Raw genomic sequence first — 21,065 nt, 5'->3', positions numbered from 1 at the left:
TCTGGGAAACGCTTCCGAGACTCATTTGTTTGTTTAAATGGAAAAAGTAGGGGGAAATAACCATGGCAAAAGTGGCACTAATTACAACAGGCGGTACAATTGCAAGTAAGAAAACAGCATCAGGCAAACTTGCATCTGGTGAATTATCTGGAGAAGAATTAGCTGCATTATGCCAATTACCAACAGAAATTCAAATAGATATTTATTCTACTTTTCAATTACCATCTATGCATATTACGCTTCCTGATTTAATTAGTTTGAAACAACTTATTGAATCCATTTTCATGGACGAAACTTATGATGGCATAGTTGTAACACACGGGACAGATTCCTTAGAAGAAACAGCTTATTTTCTTGATCTTGCAGTAACCGATGCACGTCCCATTGTAGTTACTGGATCGCAGCGTGCGCCAGAAGAGCCGGGAACAGATGCCTATGTTAATATTCGTCATGCAATTTATACAGCATGCGAAATGAATTTACGTCAAGCTGGGACAGTCGTTGTTTTCAATGAGCGGATTTTCGCAGCGAGATATGTCAAAAAAGTTCATGCATCTAATATCCAAGGCTTTAGTGCTTTTGGTTTTGGCTATCTTGGTATCATTGATAATGACCAAGTATTCCTGTATCAAAAACCGCTTGAACATGAGTGCTTTGATATTCGCCTAGACCTACCAGAAGTCGTTGTGATTAAATGTTATATTGGAGCAGACGGTCTATTTATTGATGCTGCGATTGATAGTGGCGTTTCAGGAATCGTTTTAGAAGGTGTTGGACGCGGACAAGTGGCGCCAAAAATGATGCCAGCTATTATCAGAGCATTAGATGCGGGAATTCCAGTTGTCATCACAACAAGTGCGGAAGAAGGAAATGTATATACTACATATGATTATGAAGGTAGCACGTTTGACTTATATAACCGTGGCGTTATTTTAGGAAAAGACTACGATAGTAAAAAAGCGCGGATGAAATTAATGGTACTTTTAGCATCCCAAGAAGAAATTAATCAAACCAATTTCAGATAAAAGGAGTTTTATTTTATGACTAAAAAGATATGTATCGCGATTGATGGACCAGCTGCAGCAGGAAAAAGTACGGTAGCGAAAATCGTAGCGAAAAAATTGCGTTTTGTTTATATTGATACGGGTGCGATGTATCGTGCAGTAACCTATATTGCTTTAAAAAATAACATTGCTTACGAAGATGAAAAAGGAATAGCAGCCCTACTTCAAAAAACAGTTATTCGTTTTGAACCTGGCGAAATACAACAAGTATTTGTAGGTAACGAAAATGTGACAGAAGTAATTCGGTCATTAGAAATAACCAACCATGTTTCTATCGTTGCTGCGCATCCATCTATTCGTGAAGCACTTCAAGAGCGTCAACAAGTTTTTGCGACAGAGGGTGGAATTGTTATGGATGGCCGAGATATCGGGACGGCAGTTCTTCCAAATGCTGAACTAAAAATATTCTTACTTGCAAGCGTAGAAGAACGGGCGGAACGTCGTTATAAAGAAAATATGGCGAAAGGTTTTGCTGGAGATCTAGACCAACTCAAAAAAGAAATTGAAGAGCGAGATCATTTAGATTACACAAGAACACATTCCCCATTAAAAAAAGCAGACGATGCCATTGAAGTAGATACAACATCGATGTCGATTGATGAAGTGGCTAACAAAATTCTTTCACTAGCAGAACTAAAAATCAATAATTAACGAAAAAGTGCTACATTTTCTTAACTAAATGGAAATGTAGCACTTTTTTAATTTAACCGTGAAAGGCTAAACAAACGAGGCGATTTCACGCCCTATAGTCATTTTCACCCCCTTAAAGAGCTTGACAAATGTCTGGATTTGTAGGATGTTATAAGAGAGATTTTTTACTTTGTGAAAAGTATCTTGAAAGGATTTTCTAGTTGGAAGATCAGTTTTACAGAAGGTGCATTTGATATTTTTCTTTATTTAATCGGAATTTGCCTATCTAGGAAAACTAGTCAAGCGGAGGAAGCGAGCGTGAAGGTTGCTTCTGAATTAGAAACTCCTAAAATTCGACTAACGAATGGAGGGCTACACATGTCTGAAGATTTATTTGATGTGGAAGTTAGAAATTTTGAAGAAGGAGACAAAGTCACTGGCACAGTTACAAGCGTGGAAGATAAACAAGTTTATGTTGGTATTCCCGATAGCAAACTTGATGGTGTCGTTCCAATAAGTGAACTTTCCAATATACATGTGGAGACAGCTTCTGACGTTGTGAGCGTTGGCGACACACTTGATTTGATTGTCACTAAAGTAGAAGACGATGTACTTGTTTTATCTAAAAGAAAAGTGGATGCAGAAAAAGCATCTGATGATATTAAAGCTAAATTCGAATCTGGTGAAGTTTTTGAAGCAGTAGTCAGTGATGTTGTTAAAGGTGGATTAGTTGTTGACCTTGGCGTTCGTGCGTTTGTTCCAGCTTCTTTAGTAGAAGACCATTTTGTGGAAGATTTTGCAGATTACAAAGGAACTACACTTACTTTCAAAGTAGTAGAATTTGAACCAGAAAATAACCGTGTAATTTTAAGCCATCGTGCAGTTGTGGAAACAGAAAAAGCTAGTCAAAAGCAAGCGCTACTTAGCGAAATCAAAGAAGGCGACGTGATTGAAGGTACGGTTCAACGCTTAGCTAATTTTGGTGCATTCGTTGATATTGGTGGCGTGGACGGATTAGTTCACATCTCGCAAATTTCTTATAAACATATTGCAACACCGCAAGAAGCGTTAGAAGAAGGACAAAAAGTAACGGTTAAAGTTATTGGAATTGATCCTGAAAACGAACGTATTTCTCTTTCTATTAAAGCGACTTTACCTGGACCTTGGGACGGCATTGCTGAAAAAGCGCCAGTTGGTTCTGTTTTAGAAGGAAAAGTAGTGCGCCTCGTTACTTTTGGTGCATTTGTGGAAATTTTCGAAGGAGTGGAAGGTTTGGTTCACATTTCGCAAATCTCCCATGAACATATTGGAACTCCACAAGAAGTCCTTTCAGAAGGGCAAACAGTAGAAGTGAAAGTACTTGAAGTAAATGAAGCAGACAAACGTTTATCATTAAGCATTAAAGAATTAAAAGATGCTCCAGTTGAAGAAGCTGACTATGAACTTCCAGAAGAAAACACTGGATTCCAAATGAGCGATTTAATTGGTGATAAATTAAAAGGTCTTCAAAACGACGATAAATAATTGTATGCAAAAGAGCCTAGGGAGACTGTTCCCATAGGCTCTTTTTCTTTTTCAAATCGAACTTTTCATTGCCAGTAAGCTGTTTTACTGATAAACTAAAGAAAGTTTGATAAATAGGATTCGAGAAAAAAGAAGGTGAAATAATGGCAAAACCAGTTGTAGCGATTGTCGGACGTCCAAACGTTGGCAAATCGACTATTTTTAACAGAATCGTTGGTGAACGTGTTTCCATAGTGGAAGATGTTCCCGGTGTGACACGTGACCGCATATATAATTCAGCGGAATGGCTTGGAAAAGAATTTAACATTATTGATACAGGTGGTATTGATCTTTCCGACGAACCATTCTTAGAGCAAATTCGCGCACAAGCGGAAATCGCAATTGATGAAGCAGACGTAATTATTTTTATTACCAATGGTCGTGAAGGGGTTACCGATGCAGACGAACAAGTAGCAAAAATTCTTTACCGGTCTAATAAACCAATTGTTTTAGCGATTAATAAAGTAGATAACCCAGAAATGCGAGATCAAATTTATGATTTTTATTCTCTTGGGTTTGGTGAGCCGTATCCAATTTCTGGTTCACATGGACTAGGGCTTGGGGACATGCTTGATGCTGTTCGCGCTCATTTTCCAAAAGAAGAAGAGGAAGAATATCCAGATGACACAGTGAAATTCAGTTTAATCGGTCGACCAAATGTTGGTAAATCTTCTATTCTAAATGCACTGCTTGGAGAAGATCGTGTTATTGTTTCTGATATTGCGGGTACAACTCGTGATGCAATTGATACAACTTATACTTTCGATGGCCAAGATTATGTCATGATTGATACAGCCGGAATGAGAAAACGTGGGAAAGTGTATGAAAGCACAGAGAAATATAGTGTTTTACGTGCAATGAGAGCAATTGAACGCTCGGACGTTGTTCTTGTGGTTATCAACGCAGAAGAAGGGATTCGTGAGCAAGATAAACGAATTGCTGGATATGCGCATGATGCCGGACGTGCGATTATTATTGTAGTAAACAAATGGGATGCAATTAACAAAGATGAAAAAACAATTAACGTATGGACGGAAGATATTCGGGAGCAATTCCAATTCTTAAGCTATGCACCAATTGTCTTTGTATCAGCGAAAACAAAACAACGCTTAAATAATCTATTCCCACTTATTAACCAAGTAAGCGACAACCATTCACTCCGTGTGCAATCAAGTATGCTGAATGATGTTATTAGTGATGCCGTTGCAATGAACCCATCACCAATGGATAAAGGTAAACGACTGAAGATTTTCTATACAACGCAAGTGGCTGTAAAACCACCGACATTTGTTGTATTTGTTAATGATCCAGAACTCATGCATTTCTCGTATGAACGTTTCTTAGAAAACCGGATTAGAGAAGCATTTCCATTTGAAGGTACGCCAATTCGAGTAATTGCTCGTAAGCGTAAGTAAAGTTTTCGGGAGGAAAAATATAATGACACAGAAAAAAGTAGCTATTCTTGGCGCTGGAAGTTGGGGAACAGGTCTTGCACTTGTCCTAGCTGATAATAATCATAAACCAGTTATTTGGGGAAACTTAGATAAAATTGTGAATGAAATTAACGAATCGCACACGAATAGTCACTATTTGCCAGATATTATTTTACCAACTGAGGTAAAAGCGACATTGTCACTTGATGAAGCTATTGATGGTGCAGAAATTGTCGTAATTGCTATTCCAACAAATGCGATGCGTATCGTTTGTAAGCAGTTAAATGAAGCGCTAAAAGAACCAACCATTTTAGTGCATGTGAGTAAAGGTATTGAACCAGAAACAAACCTTCGAATGTCCGAAGTGATTGAAGAAGAAATTGATGCAGCTAAACGGAAGGCGCTTGTTGTTCTTTCTGGACCAAGCCACGCGGAAGAAGTTGCGCTTCGTCACCCAACAACACTTTGTGCAAGCTGTAAAGATTTAACAGCTGCTGAGATTGTTCAAGATCGTTTCATCAATAATAACTTGCGCATTTATACGAATGATGATGTGATTGGTGCAGAAATTGGTGGCGCGCTTAAAAACATTATCGCACTTGGCGCAGGAATCTCTGATGGCCTTGGCTACGGCGATAATGCCAAAGCGGCTTTAATGACTCGTGGAATGGCAGAAATCACTCGTCTCGGCGTTGCTGTTGGCTCTAATCCGCAAACTTTTTACGGGCTGACTGGTATTGGTGACTTAATCGTTACTTGTACTAGTGTACATTCACGTAATTGGCGTGCTGGTAATATGCTAGGTAAAGGCGAGAATTTAGATGAAGTATTAGAAAAAATGGGCATGGTCGTTGAAGGTGTTCGAACAGCTAAAGCAGTACATGGTTGGGCGAAAAAACTTGATATTGATATGCCGATTACCGAATCCATTTACGCGATTTTATTCGAAAATAAAGATGCTCGCGAAGCAGTGGATTTATTAATGGGTCGCAAAAAGAAAATCGAAAAAGAATCATTTTAATAGAAAGAGTCAAAATGGGCTATCCGCTTATTTTGGCTCTTTTTTTAGGAATTATGCTAAAATGAAGCAGAAGAGCCAAATAATAAAAAGTAGGTGGATAATATGGAAGTTACTCGTACAGATAAAGCCGTAACATTAACATGGAAAAAAGAAGAAGTCAGCGAAGGAACATTGGTTTTTGTAAGTAGTAGTCCTAACCTAGAAGCCAGTAGCGCGCCTGTTTTCAAAGTGACAAATGAAGTTGATCACTTTACGTATGAAACGAAGGATATTCCTGTTTATTTCTTTTTAGAGGGGCCAAAAGGAGATAAAACGGTTATTTCAGAACGCATTTTGCCGCTGGAGAGTGTTTTTAATTTTCGTGATATGGGTGGTTATGCCTCCGAAAATGGTAAACATGTGAAATGGGGAAAGTTATATCGTTCTTCTAATCTCGTGAATATAAATGCGAACGATGCAGCATTACTGCAAAAACTACATATTAAATGGATTTGTGATTTGCGCAGTAGTTCCGAAGTACAAGCACAACCTACGCCTGCAATTGAAGGTGTGCTAAATAAGCATATTCCTATTGGCACTGCCAAAAATGAAGAAACAAAGTTACCAGTAACAAGTGATACAACTATTTATGAACCGCTGATGGGAGAAAGTTATCGCGTTTTTGTGCAATCAGTGGAGGGCTTTAGAGAAATTTTTACAGAAGTATTAGAAGATGCCAAAGCAGGCTTGCCATTCGTTTTCCATTGCACTGCAGGAAAAGACCGTACAGGCGTCTTAGGGGCATTATTATTAACATTGTTAGATGTACCAGAAAAAACGATTTTCGACGATTACGCCATCACTAATCGCTATCAGGACGATATTCTACAAGAAATGGGTGGAATCGTGGCGCTCTTTTCCAGCGGAACAGAAAAAATAGACTTAGAAACATTCCGTCCTATGGCAGAAGCACGTCCTGAATATTTGGAAATTGCCTTTGACGAAATGAAAAAACAATATGGCTCCGTAGCTAACTATTTAGAAAAAGGAATCGGAATTACTGCGGCAGAAAAAGCAGCTTTCCAAAAAGAAATGTTAGAATAAAACTAGGCTCAGAAACCTAGAGTTTTCAGGTAATAGACGCAAATTTACCGATATTTTTATGAAAAAAGAACTATTTTAGCTAATTGTGGTGGTATCGCTTGCTATTCTAAGGCTTCCAAGTTAGTATTATGGATAACAGGTTGATACTATCACGTTTTCAAGCATTTAAAGAAAAAAGTTTGTGATTGAAAATGTTAAGAAACGGTGTCAGTTTGGCATTATTCCTTGCAGTTGTAGGGATTATGTGATAATCTTTTATCAGAATTACTGTTAAGGCTTGTAGTTAAGCCATTTCAGTCATGATTCTCCTTAGATTTCCAAAATCAATTTTTGTTTTTGGAAAAAAAGAGAAATACAGGTATATCTTGTACCTGCTTATTTTGTAGTATTCTGTGAAGGAGGTGAAAACACAATGGCAAATAAAACTGATTTAGTAAATAGCGTAGCTGAACTAGCTGATCTTTCTAAAAAAGACGCAGCGAAAGCAGTAGAAGCTGTATTCGAAACTATTCAAACTTCTTTATCTAAAGGTGAAAAAGTTCAATTAATCGGATTTGGTAACTTTGAAGTACGTGAACGTGCTGCCCGTAAAGGCCGTAACCCTCGTACTAAAGAAGAAATCGACATCCCTGCAAGTAAAGTACCAGCTTTCAAACCTGGTAAAGCGCTTAAAGAAGCTGTTAAATAAGCTACATAGACTTTTAAGCACTAACTCTAGTCTGGCCTTAATTTTATAATTAAGCTAGGCTAGTTTTTTTATGCCCATTTTTAGTGGTTTTCCGTTTTAGAAATAGGGAATATAAATAGCAGAGCAAAAAAACCCTATTATTATCACTTATCCAAGCAAATTAAATTTACCTTGAAGTTCGGCTGTGTTAAGATATACAAGGTATATAATGCTAAAAAGATAGGGGAATTAAGGATGGAGCAAATAGACAAACAAAAGATTGCTGACGCGGTAAAAGTTATATTAGAAGCAGTAGGAGAAAATCCAGATCGTGAAGGGCTGATTGATACACCAATGCGAGTAGCTCGTATGTATGAAGAAGTTTTTGCTGGACTGAAAAAAGATCCTTCTGTTCATTTCGACACTATTTTTGAAGAACAACATGAAGAATTAGTACTTGTGAAAGACATTCGTTTTTCGTCTATGTGTGAACATCACCTTGTCCCTTTTTTCGGAGTAGCTCATGTAGCCTACTTACCACAAAATGGAAGAGTTGCCGGTCTTAGCAAACTTGCACGTGTCGTGGATGATGTGAGTCGTCGTCCGCAGCTACAAGAACGGATTACAACGACTGTCGCAGAAATTATGATGGATAAACTAAAACCGCTGGGTGTAATGGTCATCATGGAAGCAGAGCATATGTGCATGACTATCCGCGGTGTAAATAAACCTGGAACAAAAACAATTACAAGCGCTGTTCGTGGTGCTTTTAAAAATGATGATAAGCTTAGAAGTGAAGTTTTGGCTTTAATTAAGCATAATTAAATATCCTTTATGGTATAATTTATTTTACATATTAAGGAGATTCAAAGGGGATTGTTAAATGACTTATCAGGCAAGAGAGGCTGGGCTAAAGGAAGTGGAGCAGTTGGTACATGAGCAAGCAGTCTATCAGTATTTACAAGAGAATAATGAAGGCGGGCAAATGGACAAGGATCAAATGCTATTTCTTCATGAAGCAATTTCTGGCTCTGATTTGACTGATGCTGCAGCTTATCGCGTCGTTAGTGCAACGCTGTACATGATTTTAGCGCATGATACACATGAAAAAATTGATGAACCAGGGGATGTCGTACAGCTCACTCGTAAGGAACAAGAGTTGACGGTTCTCGCTGGGGATTTTTATAGTGCTCTCTATTACCGCACACTTGCTGAATTAGAAATGATTCCACTGCTTCGAGCATTGCAAAGCGGTGTTCAAGAAACAAACACAGCAAAAACCAATATTTACCAGTTACATGTCGCAACAGATGAAGAGTATTTATCTCAGCTTACGTTAACGAATGCGGCTATTTTTGCCAAGTTTGCGAAGTATTTTATGAAAGATGACACATTTATCGCGCTAGGTTGCCAGTTCTTTTTACTTAAAAGACTCCAAACAGAACTTGCTACTTACAAAGAAATTGGTGCGTCTAGATTGAAGCGTGCGTTTGATCATGGCTATTTTGCGAAGGAAGCCGTATCTAATTTTGAAAGCTGGTTAGTAGCGATTATTCGTGATGTGAAGATGGAAGTGGAACGACTAAGAACGGAATCTGAACCGCTTTCTAACATACTGGAAAAAAGAATCATCGAAGTTCTTAACGACTGATAAATAGAAGGAGATTCGGGATATGACGGAAACTAAAGAAGAAAAAGTACATAAAGTATTTGAGAAAATTTCGCCAAGTTATGACCGAATGAATAGTGTTATTAGTTTTAAACTGCATGTGAAATGGCGCAAAGAAACAATGAAGCTAATGCGTGTTCAAAAAGGGACGAATGTTCTTGATGTTTGCTGTGGAACGGCAGATTGGTCGATTATGATGGCGGAAGAAATTGGTCCTGAAGGTCATGTGACAGGGCTTGATTTTAGTGAAAATATGCTGAAAGTTGGTCGCGAGAAAGTAACCGAAGCAGACTTGCACAATGTAGAACTTATTCACGGAAATGCAATGGAACTACCTTTTCCAGATAATAGTTTTGATTATGTGACCATTGGTTTTGGGCTTAGAAATGTACCAGATTATATGCAAGTACTCCGGGAAATGTACCGTGTGCTAAAACCAGGTGGACAGCTGGCATGTATTGATACGTCTCAACCCAATATTCCTGGCTGGAAACAAGTGTTTAATGCTTATTTTCGCTATGTAATGCCTGTTTTCGGGAAATTTTTTGCGAAAAGTTATAAAGAATATAGCTGGTTACAAGAATCAACGCGCGAGTTTCCAGGGATGGCTAGACTTGCGGAAATGTTTCAAGAAGCCGGATTTTCATACGTAAGATATATTTCACACAGTGGCGGCGCAAGTGCAACCCACTTTGGATTTAAAAAGAAGGAACAATAAGGTGGCAAGCATGAAACTTAACTTTTTATATGCAAATATGCAAAAAGACATTGACTCAGTTGAAAAAGAACTTAAAAAGGCTCTTTCGGGCGCGGCTGCTGAAACAACTTCTGATGCAGCACTTCATTTATTAGAGGCTGGTGGAAAACGAATTAGACCAATGTTCGTTTGCTTATCCGCAAGACTTGCTCCTAATGCAGACTTTGATGCAGTAAAAAATGCGAGTGTAGCGATTGAATTGATTCATATGGCGTCGATTGTACATGATGATGTAGTGGATGATGCTGATTTAAGACGTGGACGCGAGACAATTAAATCGAAGTGGGGCAACCATATTGCGATGTATACTGGTGACTTTTTGTTTGCTAAGTCACTGGAATATATGACGGAAATTAAAGACGTTGCTGCGCACAAAATGTTATCTCATGTTACGGTGGAGCTTTCTACAGGCGAAATCGAACAATTAAAAGATAAATATAATTTTGACCAAAGTGTGCGTAATTATTTACGCCGAATTAAAAGGAAAACAGCTTTACTGATAGCAGCTAGTTGCGGACTCGGTGGTGTTGTTTCTGGTCAAAGTGAAGCCGATTATCAGAAGTTATTTCGTTTTGGTTATTATGTTGGCATGGCGTTTCAAATTACGGATGATGTACTTGATTTTGTTGGAACAGAAAAAGAACTCGGTAAGCCAGCTGGGGAAGATTTAAGACAAGGAAATGTGACGTTGCCAGTGTTTTTCGCAATGGAAGATCCTTTTCTAAAAAAACGCATCAGCCAGGTTACAGAGGAAACTCCAGCAGAAGAAATTGCGGTTTTAGTGGAAGAAGTCAAAAAAGCAGGCGCAAAACCGGCCGAAGATATCGCAACAGCCTACTTAAAGAAAGCTGTAGAAATACTGGATTCTTTGCCGCAAGTGCCTGAATTAAAACCATTAAAACAAATCGTTCGTGTTTTAGATAAAAGAAATTATTAACGTGAGGGAGGATTCTTTATGGAACAAACTTATGTAATGGTTAAGCCGGATGGTGTAGAACGAGGACTTATTGGTGAAATTGTCACAAGAATAGAGAAAAAAGGCTTAAAAATAGTTGCTGGAAAATTAATGCAAATCGACCGCGAACTAGCAGAAAAACATTATGCGGAACATATTGGAAAATCTTTTTTCGAGGATTTAATTGGATTTATTACTTCTGGACCGGTGTTTGCGATGGTGTTAGAAGGAGACGATGCGATTGCAACAGCACGCCGAATGATGGGGAAAACAAACCCGTTAGAAGCTGATCCTGGAACAATTCGCGCGGATTATGCGATACATACAAATCGAAATGTGATTCATGGTTCGGATAGCTTAGAAAGTGCGAAACGGGAGATTCAGCTGTTTTTTGCACCGCAGGAAATTTTAAGTTATCAAAAGGCAATCGACACTTGGATTTAACATAGTATAGAGTTTAGGGAAACCTAGGCTCTTTTTTCATAGAGAAATTACCATTTCATGCGGTTTTTTGATAAGATGAAAGAATGAAACGAAAGTATTGTTTTCTCGCGTGGCATATGTTAAGATATTACAAATATACTTTAAAGCGCTAAAATATAAACGCTAGAAAATCTAGCTGAAATAGAAAAAGGAGAGATGAGCAGATGAGATACTTAACGGCAGGAGAATCACACGGACCGGGGCTTACAACAATTATTGAAGGGTTACCAGCAGGAATGCCTCTACTAGCAGAAGATGTAAACAAAGAACTGAAAAGAAGACAAGGTGGGCATGGTCGTGGGGCGCGTATGCGTATCGAAAAAGACCAAGTACAAATCACAGCAGGGATTCGTCATGGTAAAACATTAGGCGCACCTGTAGCAATGTTTGTTGAAAATAAAGACTGGAAGCATTGGGAAACGGTTATGAGCATTGAACCAGTCCCAGAAAAAAATGAAAAATCCCGTCGCGTATCCCGTCCACGTCCTGGACATGCGGACTTAGTTGGCGGTATGAAATATGGTCATAACGATATGCGTAATGTACTAGAACGTTCTAGCGCGCGCGAAACGACTGTCCGTGTGGCAGCTGGAGCAGTAGCGAAAAAATTATTACATGAACTTGGCATTGAAGTAGCTGGTCATGTACTTGAAATTGGTGGGACTCGTGCGAACTTAACACGTGATTACGCGGTTAGAGAAATCCAAGAAACATCCGAAGCTTCTCCAGTGCGTTGTTTAGATGGCGTAGCGGCAGAAGAAATGATGCAAAAAATTGATGATGCGAAGAAAAATGGCGACACCATTGGCGGTATCGTAGAAGTTGTAGTTGGCGGTGTACCAGCTGGACTTGGTAGCTACGTACAGTGGGATAAAAAACTAGATGCAAAAATTGCGCGTGCGATTGTAAGTATTAATGCATTTAAAGGCGCTGAATTCGGTGTCGGTTTTGAAGCTGCTAGAAAACCTGGTAGCGAAGTGATGGATGAAATTTTATGGAGTAAAGAAGATGGCTACACGAGACGTACAAATAACCTTGGTGGATTCGAAGGCGGAATGACCAATGGTATGCCAATTGTTGTTCGTGGCGTAATGAAGCCAATTCCAACATTATACAAACCACTTCAAAGTGTGGATATTGATTCAAAAGAAACGTTTAATGCAAGTGTAGAACGTTCAGATAGTTGTGCAGTACCTGCTGCAAGTGTGGTAGCTGAAGCTGTTGTCGCTTGGGAAGTTGCAGTTGCTGTGTTAGAAAAATTTGATGGTGATCGTTTTGACACACTTAAAAAACATGTGGAGGAACACCGAAACTTAACGAAGGAGTTTTAAACATGCCAGAAATTACAGTCCGTGCTAAAAGTAAAACATACCCAGTATATATTAATGAATTCGCATTAGAAGACGTCCGGGAAAAGTGGACGGAGAGCCTAGCCAAATTTTCCCATGTGTTTGTTTTGACGGACGAGCATGTGGCGGAACTTCATAAAGCAAAGCTTGACGCGGTTCTAGCTGATTTACCTGTAGTCACTTATTATGTGGCGCCAAACGGAGAAGAAGCGAAAACGTTTCGTGTGTATGAAGATGTGATGACAAAATTGATTGAAACAGGTCTTGATCGTAAAGCGGTTTTAATTGCTTTTGGTGGAGGCGTTATTGGTGATTTAGGTGGTTTTGTTGCGGCTACGTATATGAGGGGCATTCCATTTTATCAGGTGCCTACGACGGTTCTTGCGCATGATAGTGCTGTGGGTGGCAAGGTTGCGATCAATCATCCGCTTGGCAAAAACATGATTGGGAACTTTTACCAGCCAGAAGCAGTTATTTATGATACGCAGTTTTTTGCTACTTTACCAGAACGGGAAATGCGCTCTGGTTTTGCGGAAATGATTAAACATGCGCTTATTAGCGATCAGACGTTACTACGGGCCTTAATGGATACATTTACGGAGCCGAAAGACTTTTATACGAAGGATTTGACGCCGTTTTTACAACGTGGGATTGAAATTAAAGCAAATATCGTTGCGCAAGATGAAACCGAGCAAGGTGTGCGCGCATATTTGAATTTTGGTCACACATTTGGTCATGCACTTGAAGCCTACGGAAACTTTGGCAAATGGCTGCACGGCGAGGCGATTACTTACGGGATGATTTATGCACTCACGATGAGCGAGGCAATTTACGGACTGGATTTCGATTTAGCAGAATTTAAAACGTGGCTAAAACAGTTAGGCTATGATACGACATTTGATGCAACTGTTCCATTTAGTAAAATACTGGAAAATATGCGTCATGATAAAAAAACAACTTTCAATGAAATAAGTATGGTTTTACTCGAAGAAATTGGGAAGCCGGTTATTTTTAAAGCGGAAGATGATTTGATTTTTGAAACTTACAAACGTGTGATGCGAAATGGAGGGAATGGCATTTGAGAGCAATTCGAGGGGCAACGACAATAGAAACTAACTCACCGGAAGCAATTTATGCAGCGACGAAAGAATTATTTGAAGAAATTTTAACGCAAAATGAAATAACAGATAGTGAGCAACTAACATCCGTCATTATTACAGTGACAGAAGATATTTTTGCCGCTTTTCCAGCTAAGGCGGTGCGTGAAACACCTGGCTTTGAATATGTTCCTGTCATGGGGATGCAAGAAATTCCGGTGCCTAACTCGCTTCCGATGTGCATTCGTTTCATGGTATTCACAGATCTACATAAACCACTCGAAGCCATCAACCATGTCTACTTACGAGGAGCAAAAGTACTGCGCCCAGATTTAGTAAAAGAGGAGGATGCGTAATGAAATGGAAAAAATCACTTACAGGTCTATCTTCTTATAAACCTGGAAAACGCGAAGAAGAAGTGATGGCAGAACTTGGTTTAACGAAAATCACCAAACTATCATCTAACGAAAACCCACTGGGAACTTCTCCAAAAGTGGCGGCACTTCAAGCCAATTCTAGTGTGGAAACAGAAATTTATCCAGATGGCTGGGCTTCTAGCTTGCGTACAGTGGTCGCTGATTTCTATCAACTGGATGAAGAGGAATTGATTTTTACAGCTGGTGTGGATGAACTGATTGAACTGTTGACGCGGGTTTTACTGGATACGACAAAAAATACAGTGATGGCGACACCAACATTTGTGCAGTATCGTCAAAATGCGTTAATCGAAGGCGCCGAAGTAAGAGAAATTCCGCTACTTGTGGATGGTGCGCATGATTTAGATGGTATGTTGAATGCGATTGATGACAATACGACGATTGTTTGGGTTTGCAATCCGAATAATCCAACTGGGAATTACATTGATTTAGCAGATATCCAAGCGTTTTTAGATAAAGTACCAAGTGATGTACTTGTTGTTTTAGATGAAGCGTATATTGAATATGTAACGCCGCAACCTGAAAAACATGAACATTTAATTCGTACGTATAAAAATTTAATTATTACCCGGACTTTTAGTAAAATTTATGGCTTGGCAAGTGCTCGTGTTGGTTATGGTATCGCGGATAAAGCAATCATTGAGCAACTAAATATCGTTCGTCCGCCGTTTAATACAACGAGCATTGGTCAAAAATTAGCAATAGAAGCAATAAAGGATCAAGCTTTTATTGAAGCATGCCGAACTTCTAATGCAAATGGAATTAAACAATATGAGACATTCGCGAAACGTTTTGAGCAAGTAAAACTGTATCCAGCGAATGGCAACTTTGTTTTAATAGATTTAGGAATCGAAGCAGGAACTATTTTTAGCTATTTGGAAAAAAACGGCTATATCACACGTTCTGGCGCGGCGCTTGGTTTCCCAACTGCTGTTCGAATTACGATCGGAAAAGAAGAAGAAAATAGTGCGGTAATTGCACTTTTAGAAAAATTATTGTAAGTGTTTGGAGGCGTTTTTTGAATGAAAGGGACAGTAGTTATTGTTGGACTTGGGTTAATTGGCGGTTCTATTGCCCTTGCGATTAAAGCCAAACACCCAGAAGCACATATTATCGGGATTGACGTTTCCTATCATTCATTAGAAGTTGGAAAGTCTCTCGGTGTCATTGACGAAATTGGCGAAAGTATTTTAATAGATGGACCAAAAGCGGATTTACTTATTTTCTGTTGTCCAGTAAAAGAAACAGAACAGTTATTAACACGTTTACCCGGACTACGTTTAAAGAAAAATGTAATTGTTACGGATACAGGTAGTACAAAAGGAACCATCATGGAAGCATCCACGGCACTTAGAGAAAGCGGCATTACGTTTATTGGCGGTCATCCAATGGCTGGTTCGCATAAAAGTGGCGTCCGTGCTGCAAAAGAACTGTTGTTTGAAAATGCCTATTATTTGTTAACACCAACGAAAGATGTAGCAGAAGACAAAGTGGCTGAACTAAGAACGTGGCTGTCCGGTACGAATGCTAAGTTCTTGGTGTTATCACCAAATGAGCATGATGAAATTACTGGCATGTTGAGCCACTTACCGCATATTGTGGCGGCAGCTTTAGTGAACCAGACGCAAAGCTTTACAGAAGAACATCCTGCAGCATTTCGACTTGCGGCAGGCGGATTTCGTGATATTACACGGGTTGCTTCTTCTGATCCAAGAATGTGGACGGATATTTCTATTAGCAACCAAAAAACGTTAACGAAACAGCTGACAATTTGGCGAGATAGTATGAACGAAGCGCTTGAGATGCTTGAAAGTGAAGACGCGAGTTCTATATATGCCTTTTTTGATGGGGCAAAAGAATTTCGAGATTCGCTTCCAGTTCATCAAGGTGGCGCGATTCCATCTTTTTACGATTTATTTGTTGACGTACCAGATTATCCAGGGGTTATTTCTGAAGTGACTAGGTATCTGGGCGAAGAAGAAATCAGTTTAACAAACATCAAGATTTTGGAAACACGCGAAGATATTTTCGGTGTGTTACAAATTACTTTCCAATCGGATGAAGACAGGGACCGGGCGAAACGTTGCATTGAAACAAGAAGTAACTATACATGCCATTACGAATAGGAGAGAAATGACGATGAAATTAATTACAAATAAACAAGGGCTGGTTGGCGCAATCACAGTCCCTGGAGATAAATCAATGTCCCATCGCAGCATTATGTTCGGGGCTATTGCAGAAGGAAAAACGGTCATTCGTCATTTCTTACGTGCAGATGATTGCCTTGGAACAATTAAGGCATTTAAAGCATTGGGTGTAAAAATTGAAGAAACCGAAGAAGAAATTATTGTTCACGGAACTGGTTTTGATGGGCTAAAACAGGCAGATGGTCCACTTGATATTGGTAACTCGGGAACAACGATTCGTTTAATGATGGGCATTTTAGCTGGCCGTGATTTTGACACAGTCATTTTAGGGGATGAATCAATTGCGAAACGTCCGATGAACCGTGTCATGCTACCACTGCAACAAATGGGTGCAAAAATGCATGGCAAAGATGGCTCTGAATTTGCTCCAATTACGATAAATGGGAAGCAATCATTAAAACGCATGGAATATCATATGCCAGTTGCTAGTGCACAAGTAAAGAGCGCGATTATTTTTGCAGCTTTACAAGCAGAAGGTGAAACGATTATCCATGAAAAAGAAAAGACTCGTGATCATACGGAACACATGATTCGTCAATTTGGCGGTGAAATTGAAATGGACGGCTTAACCATTCGCGTCAAAGGTGGTCAGACATTTACCGGGCAAGAAATGACGGTTCCAGGCGATGTTTCCTCTGCTGCGTTCTTTATCGTAGCTGGCTTAATCACACCTGGCAGTGAAATTGAACTTACACATGTTGGCTTGAATCCTACGAGAACAGGGATTTTTGATGTGGTCGAGCAAATGGGTGGAAGTTTAGTTGTCAAAGATTCTAGCAGAAGTACCGGTAAATTAGCGGGTACGGTTGTAGTTAAAACTAGCGATTTAAAAGGAACGGAAATCGGTGGCGACATTATTCCTCGTTTAATTGACGAAATTCCAGTTATTGCACTTTTAGCAACACAAGCAGAAGGAACAACGATTATTAAAGACGCTGCTGAACTAAAAGTAAAAGAAACGAACCGGATTGATGCGGTTGCGACAGAACTAAACAAAATGGGCGCAGATATTACTCCAACCGAAGACGGCTTAATTATCCGCGGGAAAACACCACTTCATGCGGCCAATGTAACAAGTTACGGCGATCACCGTATTGGCATGATGCTACAAATTGCAGCACTTCTTGTCGAGGAAGGCGATGTGGAATTAGAGCGCGCAGAAGCAGTTTCTGTTTCTTATCCGACCTTCTTTGAGGATATTCGCTCACTTTTAAAATAATCACTTCTACCAGTGCTGTATGCTAACCACATCAGTGCTGGTATTTTATTTAGGAGAGGCAATCACTTTTTCTTATGAGCGAAGTAATGGTATAATAGAAAAACGACTTATTAATAAAGAAGGTGCAGAAATGGAATTAGCTAATAAAATGTTACATGCGTTAGAGCATGAAGATATGGCGCTTGCGAAGAAATATTTTGATGAAGTAGTGCAAGCGGGAACAGATGAAGAACAATATTATTTAGCAGAAGAATTATTTACACTTGGATTCCTAGATGAAACGGAAGATTTATACGAACTTCTATTAGCAAAATACAAGGATGAGGGCGAGTTGCTTGTTCGTGCAGCTGAAGTAGCACTTGAAAAAGACGATATCGACTCTGCGCAAGACTATTTAGAAAAAGTAAATAAAGAAGACGAAGCATATATTGAAAGTTTGCTCGTATTAGCTGATTTATATCAGATGCAAGGTTTATTCGAAGTCAGTGAGCAGAAATTACTCGAAGCGAAACAAATGGCGCCAAATGAGCCGATTATTGATTTCGCACTTGGGGAATATTATTTATCGCAAGCAAGATTCGCATCCGCTGTACAGTCTTATCAAACTGCTGTAGAAGCAGGATTAACGATTATTTCGAATGGTGCGGTGTCTGTATATGAACGTATCGCTGAAGCATTTGCTGCTAGTGGGGCATTTGAAGAAGCGTTATCTTACTATGAACGCGCGCTCGAAGATAAGGAATCGGTTGATACACTTTTCGGGATGGGATTAACGGCTTATCAGGCAAAAGATTACACAAAAGCTATTCATGCGCTCGAACATTTGCGTGAACATGATCCTTCGTACACAACGCTCTACTCTTATTTAGCGAAAAGCTACGAGGAGAACGGCGAACCGGAAAAAGCCATTGCGGTGCTTCGGGACGGCTTAACGCAAGATGAATTTAATAAAGAAATGTTCTTAGAGGCTGGGAAGCTTGCAGTTACGCTACGTTTGCCAGAAGAAGCCGAAGAATTTTATCGTCAAGCAATTGTGCTAGATGAAGAATATTCGGAAGCAATTATGCAGTTGAACAAATTATTACTTGCGAAAGAAGACTACGAAGGGGTCATCGAATTAGTGGAAGGCCTTGGGGAAGAAGTTATTTCGGAACCACAAATTTTCTGGGACGTAAGTGTTGCATATCAGGAAACAGAACAATATAATAAAGCAAAAGCAAATTATGAACTGGCTTACTCGCACTTTACAAATAATCCTACCTTCTTAAAAGAATATGGTTTATTTTTAAGGGAAGAAGGAGAATATGCGAAATCACAAGAAGTTTTGTGGAACTATTTAGAACTAGAGCCAGAAGACACAGAGATTTTATCTTTATTTGATTAAATGCTAAAAAGAATACAGGAAGGGACTGAGGAAAGATGAAGGCATCCATTTCAATAGACGAGAAGAAAGATTTTATTCGCTGGTTTTTAAATAAACACCAGATGAAGACTAGAGAAGCAATGTGGGTTTTAAATTATATTGCTGGCCATGATCAAATTGTAAAATATGTTCATTTTGTTGATAATTTGGAAGGGTGTGCGCGTGGGCTTTCACTTAGTGCTCACGGCGTTGAATCCGAACCGTTCCTATTTTTTAAAGGTAACATTATGACGACAGATCCAGAAAAAGCTTTTCACGATATTCGACTAAATTGGGACGAAGAGTTGTATGTAGAACTTCACTTTGAAGAAGCAATAACTTCACCTGAATACGCGCTTGTTCGTGAAGACAACCCTTTTACAGCAGTGAAGCTTGCGGATGAGGAGAAAGAAATGGCAGATGCGCTTATCTATCAATCTGTGCACCAATTTTCAAGAGAAAAAGTATTGCAACAAATCGATGAGGCGCTGGATGCACGTGATGAAGTGACTTTTCATAAGTTAGTTCGAATTTTACAGCAAATGGATACAGTAAAAGAATAAGGAATAGATCCTAGTTAGTAAGGAAATGATGCGAACGTTGTATCATTTTCTTGCTATGCTAGGATTTTTTAAGGGAGTTGGGAAATTTGTTATATAGTTTACTTGCCAATCGGTCCTTTTTACGATTACTTTTCTTTGGGAATTTACTAGGAGCGATTTATGGATACATATGGTATATACCGCAATTACAAATAACAGAACCACGTTTTTGGTTGTTTGTTCCTGATAGTCCAACGGCGATTTTGTTCTTTACTTTGGCGCTAGTTGGTTTTCTTGGGAAAAAGCATTGGCCTTTAATGGAGGCACTCGGGTTTGTTTGCTTAGTGAAGTATGGTTTGTGGGCAGTCGGCATGAATATTTTTTTTATGGTAGATCAAGGAATGCTAGTTTGGGGTTCAGTGGCATTAATTTTGACGCATGGTTTTATGGCAGTAGAAGGGATTCTTTATGCGCCATTTTATCGTTTTCGAATCGGGCATTTTATGATTGCGGCTGTTTGGGTATTTCATAATGATGTAATTGATTATGTATTAGGTCAAATGCCGATTTATATGGGACTAGAAAAATTCTCGCCAGAAATCGGTTATGCGACATTTTGGTTAACAGTACTCGTTCTATGGTTTGTATATGATAAAACGATAAAAAATAAGCACTTAACATTAGAATTTCCTCATGATGAGTGAAAGAGGTTGAGTCTTGGTGGTAGTTAATTTATACTAAGAACATAAGGATATTCACCGAAAAAAAGTAGTAGGAGGAAGATGATTAAATGTCGTTTAGTCAGTATATTATTTATTTTATTATCGTCGCGGCAATTCCACTTTGGGCACAGTATCGGGTAAAAACTACCTATGCACATTATTCCAAAGTTGGTGTGGCAAATGGTTTAACTGGTGCCGAGGTTGCGCGTCATATTTTGGATACCAATGGTTTAACGAATGTTCCAGTTCATGAAACAAAAGGAATGTTAAGTGACCACTACGATCCTCGAAAAAAAGTGGTTTTTCTTTCTGAGGCTAACTTCCGCGGTCGTTCTATCGCCGGGGCAGCTGTTGCAGCCCATGAAGTAGGACACGCGATTCAAGATCAGCAAGATTATGCATTCATGCGTTTTCGTTCAGCGCTTGTTCCTGTGACAATGTTTAGTTCTAACATTTCTTGGGTGTTCTTAATTATCGGAATGCTTGCAAATGTTGCTAGTTTCATGTTGCTGGGGATTATCTTGATGGCAGTGGGCGTACTTTTCCAATTAATCACGTTACCAGTTGAATTTGACGCGAGTAAACGGGCACTTGTTCAATTAGAAAGCGGTGGACTGGTCGCATCTTCAGAACTCCCACAAGCGAAAAAAGTATTAAGTGCTGCTGCAATGACTTATGTTGCTGCGATGGCCGTAGCTGTACTAGAACTTCTAAGATTACTACTTATTTTTACGAATATGAATCGAAATTAGAATGAAAAAACCT

Annotated in this window: 22 protein-coding genes; all 22 read left to right on the top strand. The window is 39.2% G+C overall.

The features are described from left to right. Positions 1–62: 62 nt before the first annotated feature. The 22 genes from AB2Q86_RS10330 to AB2Q86_RS10225 all read left to right on the top strand — a co-directional run bounded on the left by AB2Q86_RS10330 (position 63) and on the right by AB2Q86_RS10225 (position 21,052). Complete coding sequence (locus tag AB2Q86_RS10330) at positions 63–1,025, top strand: asparaginase (RefSeq protein WP_003728763.1); 963 nt, start codon at positions 63–65, stop codon at positions 1,023–1,025. A 15-nt stretch (positions 1,026–1,040) separates the two neighbouring features. After that, positions 1,041–1,715: a (d)CMP kinase gene (gene cmk / locus AB2Q86_RS10325; protein WP_012581057.1), complete on the top strand. Its 675-nt coding sequence runs from the start codon at positions 1,041–1,043 to the stop codon at positions 1,713–1,715. A 357-nt stretch (positions 1,716–2,072) separates the two neighbouring features. Then, entirely contained in the window at positions 2,073–3,218 is a 1,146-nt protein-coding gene (gene rpsA, locus AB2Q86_RS10320; RefSeq protein WP_012581058.1) for a 30S ribosomal protein S1, read from the top strand. 143 nt (positions 3,219–3,361) lie between these two features. Continuing rightward, complete coding sequence (gene der / locus AB2Q86_RS10315) at positions 3,362–4,672, top strand: ribosome biogenesis GTPase Der (RefSeq protein ID WP_003727996.1); 1,311 nt, start codon at positions 3,362–3,364, stop codon at positions 4,670–4,672. A gap of 22 nt (positions 4,673–4,694) precedes the next feature. Further along, the gene (locus AB2Q86_RS10310; RefSeq protein ID WP_003728760.1) at positions 4,695–5,711 is read left to right on the top strand and encodes an NAD(P)H-dependent glycerol-3-phosphate dehydrogenase; all 1,017 of its coding nucleotides are present in this window, start codon (positions 4,695–4,697) and stop codon (positions 5,709–5,711) included. 102 nt (positions 5,712–5,813) lie between these two features. Beyond that, entirely contained in the window at positions 5,814–6,794 is a 981-nt protein-coding gene (locus AB2Q86_RS10305) for a tyrosine-protein phosphatase (RefSeq protein WP_012581059.1), read from the top strand. Between the two features lie 412 nt (positions 6,795–7,206). Then, positions 7,207–7,482 carry an HU family DNA-binding protein gene (locus AB2Q86_RS10300; protein WP_003720260.1) on the top strand — a complete coding sequence of 92 codons (276 nt, stop codon included), beginning with the start codon at positions 7,207–7,209 and terminating at the stop codon, positions 7,480–7,482. A gap of 234 nt (positions 7,483–7,716) precedes the next feature. Continuing rightward, positions 7,717–8,286: a GTP cyclohydrolase I FolE gene (gene folE / locus AB2Q86_RS10295; RefSeq protein WP_003728758.1), complete on the top strand. Its 570-nt coding sequence runs from the start codon at positions 7,717–7,719 to the stop codon at positions 8,284–8,286. A gap of 58 nt (positions 8,287–8,344) precedes the next feature. Next, positions 8,345–9,112 (top strand): heptaprenyl diphosphate synthase component 1, encoded by a 768-nt coding sequence (locus AB2Q86_RS10290; protein ID WP_012581060.1) that lies wholly within the window; start codon positions 8,345–8,347, stop codon positions 9,110–9,112. A 22-nt stretch (positions 9,113–9,134) separates the two neighbouring features. Continuing rightward, entirely contained in the window at positions 9,135–9,848 is a 714-nt protein-coding gene (menG, locus tag AB2Q86_RS10285; protein WP_003728756.1) for a demethylmenaquinone methyltransferase, read from the top strand. 10 nt (positions 9,849–9,858) lie between these two features. Next, positions 9,859–10,824 carry a heptaprenyl diphosphate synthase component II gene (gene hepT / locus AB2Q86_RS10280; protein WP_012581061.1) on the top strand — a complete coding sequence of 322 codons (966 nt, stop codon included), beginning with the start codon at positions 9,859–9,861 and terminating at the stop codon, positions 10,822–10,824. A gap of 18 nt (positions 10,825–10,842) precedes the next feature. Continuing rightward, positions 10,843–11,286, top strand: a complete 444-nt coding sequence (ndk, locus tag AB2Q86_RS10275; RefSeq protein ID WP_003737026.1) for a nucleoside-diphosphate kinase — start codon at positions 10,843–10,845, stop codon at positions 11,284–11,286. 203 nt (positions 11,287–11,489) lie between these two features. Beyond that, positions 11,490–12,656, top strand: a complete 1,167-nt coding sequence (gene aroC / locus AB2Q86_RS10270) for a chorismate synthase (protein ID WP_003728000.1) — start codon at positions 11,490–11,492, stop codon at positions 12,654–12,656. 2 nt (positions 12,657–12,658) lie between these two features. After that, positions 12,659–13,756, top strand: a complete 1,098-nt coding sequence (gene aroB / locus AB2Q86_RS10265; protein ID WP_012581062.1) for a 3-dehydroquinate synthase — start codon at positions 12,659–12,661, stop codon at positions 13,754–13,756. Continuing rightward, the gene (aroH, locus tag AB2Q86_RS10260; RefSeq protein ID WP_003726522.1) at positions 13,753–14,127 is read left to right on the top strand and encodes a chorismate mutase; all 375 of its coding nucleotides are present in this window, start codon (positions 13,753–13,755) and stop codon (positions 14,125–14,127) included. The genes aroB and aroH overlap by 4 nt, the downstream gene beginning before the upstream one ends. Continuing rightward, complete coding sequence (gene hisC, locus AB2Q86_RS10255; RefSeq protein WP_012581063.1) at positions 14,127–15,209, top strand: histidinol-phosphate transaminase; 1,083 nt, start codon at positions 14,127–14,129, stop codon at positions 15,207–15,209. The genes aroH and hisC overlap by 1 nt, the downstream gene beginning before the upstream one ends. A 21-nt stretch (positions 15,210–15,230) precedes the next feature. Then, positions 15,231–16,334 carry a prephenate dehydrogenase gene (locus AB2Q86_RS10250; RefSeq protein WP_012581064.1) on the top strand — a complete coding sequence of 368 codons (1,104 nt, stop codon included), beginning with the start codon at positions 15,231–15,233 and terminating at the stop codon, positions 16,332–16,334. 13 nt (positions 16,335–16,347) lie between these two features. Next, the gene (gene aroA, locus AB2Q86_RS10245) at positions 16,348–17,634 is read left to right on the top strand and encodes a 3-phosphoshikimate 1-carboxyvinyltransferase (protein ID WP_012581065.1); all 1,287 of its coding nucleotides are present in this window, start codon (positions 16,348–16,350) and stop codon (positions 17,632–17,634) included. Between the two features lie 130 nt (positions 17,635–17,764). Then, a complete protein-coding gene (locus tag AB2Q86_RS10240; RefSeq protein WP_041176539.1) occupies positions 17,765–19,018 on the top strand; it encodes a tetratricopeptide repeat protein in 1,254 nt (417 codons plus the stop codon). A 35-nt stretch (positions 19,019–19,053) separates the two neighbouring features. Beyond that, the gene (locus AB2Q86_RS10235) at positions 19,054–19,599 is read left to right on the top strand and encodes a ReoY family proteolytic degradation factor (RefSeq protein ID WP_012581067.1); all 546 of its coding nucleotides are present in this window, start codon (positions 19,054–19,056) and stop codon (positions 19,597–19,599) included. An 86-nt stretch (positions 19,600–19,685) separates the two neighbouring features. After that, complete coding sequence (locus AB2Q86_RS10230) at positions 19,686–20,282, top strand: DUF1405 domain-containing protein (RefSeq protein WP_003737016.1); 597 nt, start codon at positions 19,686–19,688, stop codon at positions 20,280–20,282. A gap of 86 nt (positions 20,283–20,368) precedes the next feature. After that, positions 20,369–21,052: a zinc metallopeptidase gene (locus AB2Q86_RS10225; RefSeq protein WP_012581068.1), complete on the top strand. Its 684-nt coding sequence runs from the start codon at positions 20,369–20,371 to the stop codon at positions 21,050–21,052. The last annotated feature ends 13 nt before the right edge of the window (positions 21,053–21,065 follow it).

The sequence above is a fragment of the Listeria monocytogenes genome (assembly GCF_041765605.1).
Lineage (GTDB): Bacteria > Bacillota > Bacilli > Lactobacillales > Listeriaceae > Listeria > Listeria monocytogenes_D.
The sequence above is the reverse complement of the archived record's forward strand: the minus strand, read 5'-3'. Positions and strand labels throughout refer to the sequence as shown.

What these genes read in the sequence shown, in the direction of transcription:
- AB2Q86_RS10330 (WP_003728763.1), top strand. Translation starts at nt 63, where the DNA reads ATGGCAAAAGTGGCACTAATTACAACAGGCGGTACAATTGCAAGTAAG.
- cmk (WP_012581057.1), top strand. Translation starts at nt 1,041, where the DNA reads ATGACTAAAAAGATATGTATCGCGATTGATGGACCAGCTGCAGCAGGA.
- rpsA (WP_012581058.1), top strand. Translation starts at nt 2,073, where the DNA reads ATGTCTGAAGATTTATTTGATGTGGAAGTTAGAAATTTTGAAGAAGGA.
- der (WP_003727996.1), top strand. Translation starts at nt 3,362, where the DNA reads ATGGCAAAACCAGTTGTAGCGATTGTCGGACGTCCAAACGTTGGCAAA.
- AB2Q86_RS10310 (WP_003728760.1), top strand. Translation starts at nt 4,695, where the DNA reads ATGACACAGAAAAAAGTAGCTATTCTTGGCGCTGGAAGTTGGGGAACA.
- AB2Q86_RS10305 (WP_012581059.1), top strand. Translation starts at nt 5,814, where the DNA reads ATGGAAGTTACTCGTACAGATAAAGCCGTAACATTAACATGGAAAAAA.
- AB2Q86_RS10300 (WP_003720260.1), top strand. Translation starts at nt 7,207, where the DNA reads ATGGCAAATAAAACTGATTTAGTAAATAGCGTAGCTGAACTAGCTGAT.
- folE (WP_003728758.1), top strand. Translation starts at nt 7,717, where the DNA reads ATGGAGCAAATAGACAAACAAAAGATTGCTGACGCGGTAAAAGTTATA.
- AB2Q86_RS10290 (WP_012581060.1), top strand. Translation starts at nt 8,345, where the DNA reads ATGACTTATCAGGCAAGAGAGGCTGGGCTAAAGGAAGTGGAGCAGTTG.
- menG (WP_003728756.1), top strand. Translation starts at nt 9,135, where the DNA reads ATGACGGAAACTAAAGAAGAAAAAGTACATAAAGTATTTGAGAAAATT.
- hepT (WP_012581061.1), top strand. Translation starts at nt 9,859, where the DNA reads ATGAAACTTAACTTTTTATATGCAAATATGCAAAAAGACATTGACTCA.
- ndk (WP_003737026.1), top strand. Translation starts at nt 10,843, where the DNA reads ATGGAACAAACTTATGTAATGGTTAAGCCGGATGGTGTAGAACGAGGA.
- aroC (WP_003728000.1), top strand. Translation starts at nt 11,490, where the DNA reads ATGAGATACTTAACGGCAGGAGAATCACACGGACCGGGGCTTACAACA.
- aroB (WP_012581062.1), top strand. Translation starts at nt 12,659, where the DNA reads ATGCCAGAAATTACAGTCCGTGCTAAAAGTAAAACATACCCAGTATAT.
- hisC (WP_012581063.1), top strand. Translation starts at nt 14,127, where the DNA reads ATGAAATGGAAAAAATCACTTACAGGTCTATCTTCTTATAAACCTGGA.
- AB2Q86_RS10250 (WP_012581064.1), top strand. Translation starts at nt 15,231, where the DNA reads ATGAAAGGGACAGTAGTTATTGTTGGACTTGGGTTAATTGGCGGTTCT.
- aroA (WP_012581065.1), top strand. Translation starts at nt 16,348, where the DNA reads ATGAAATTAATTACAAATAAACAAGGGCTGGTTGGCGCAATCACAGTC.
- AB2Q86_RS10240 (WP_041176539.1), top strand. Translation starts at nt 17,765, where the DNA reads ATGGAATTAGCTAATAAAATGTTACATGCGTTAGAGCATGAAGATATG.
- AB2Q86_RS10235 (WP_012581067.1), top strand. Translation starts at nt 19,054, where the DNA reads ATGAAGGCATCCATTTCAATAGACGAGAAGAAAGATTTTATTCGCTGG.
- AB2Q86_RS10225 (WP_012581068.1), top strand. Translation starts at nt 20,369, where the DNA reads ATGTCGTTTAGTCAGTATATTATTTATTTTATTATCGTCGCGGCAATT.